The 974-nt window shown below is 72.7% G+C and carries 2 protein-coding genes; both read left to right on the top strand.

Features of this window, described 5'->3' with window-relative positions; genetic code table 11:
• Window positions 1-91, top strand: a 91-nt coding sequence (locus tag ACFV9O_RS30760; RefSeq protein WP_385423548.1) for an FMN-binding protein, incomplete at its 5' end; no start/stop codon positions are given.
• Window positions 92-129: 38 nt separating this feature from the next.
• Entirely contained in the window at window positions 130-888 is a 759-nt protein-coding gene (locus ACFV9O_RS30765) for an FAD:protein FMN transferase (protein ID WP_385423550.1), read from the top strand.
• Window positions 889-974 lie beyond the last annotated feature (86 nt).

Below are 974 nucleotides of genomic sequence, written 5' to 3' on the forward strand. Positions count from 1 at the left end.
CGCCCGGATCGACACCGTCTCCGGAGCCACCTACACGAGCCAGGGCTACATCCAGTCCCTGCAGAGCGCCCTCGACAAGGCGGGCCTGTGACGACGGACCGGGCACGACTGCGCCATGTCGAGCACGCGATGGGCACCGTGTTCTCGTTCGACGTGCGGATGGCCGCCGACTGCGACGGCGCGCGCATGCGCGCCGGACTCGTCGCGGCCGTGGCCGCCCTGCACCGCGCGGACGAGCTCTTCTCGACGTACCGCCGGGACAGCGAGGTCAGCAGGCTCGCCAGGGGGGAACTCGCCCTGGCGGACTGCGCGCCCGACGTGACCCAGGTGCTCGGGCTCTGCGAGACGGAGGAGCGGCTGAGCGACGGCTGGTTCACCGCCGGGTACGGGGGCGGGAGCGGACTCGACCCCACCGGCCTGGTCAAGGGCTGGGCGGTGGAACGCGCGGCGCGCATGCTCGCCTCGTCCGGTGCCGCCGCGGTCTGCCTCAACGGCGGGGGCGACGTCCAGTTGCACGGCGGCCCGTGGCGGGTCGGCATCTCGGACCCGCTGTCCCCCGGCGGACTGGTCGCGGTGATCGAGACCGACGAAAGCCTCGCCGTCGCCACATCGGGGCCGGCCGAACGCGGTTGCCACATCGTCGATCCGCACACGGGCGCCCCGCCGGCCGGCGGTCTCGCCTCGGTCACCGTCGTGACACCGGGCCTGACCCAGGCGGACGCCCGGGCGACGGCCGCCTACGCCATGGGCGAGCGGGCCCGCGACTGGCTGGAGAGGCTGCCGGACACGGAGGGGTTCGCCGTCGCCGCGGACGGCAGCATTTGGCAGACCAGTGGCTTCGCCCGTCATCTGGCGAAGCAGGACCGCCCGGACGCACCAGCCGCCTGATTCGAAAATCCCCCGTCCTGTTTTCCGTAGCCGCTGGTCAGGCAGCTCCTTCTGCTTGGAGGGTCGCTTGGTAGCCGAGTTGGTTG

This window comes from Streptomyces sp. NPDC059909 (assembly GCF_042730885.1).
Classification (GTDB): Bacteria; Actinomycetota; Actinomycetes; order Streptomycetales; family Streptomycetaceae; genus Streptomyces.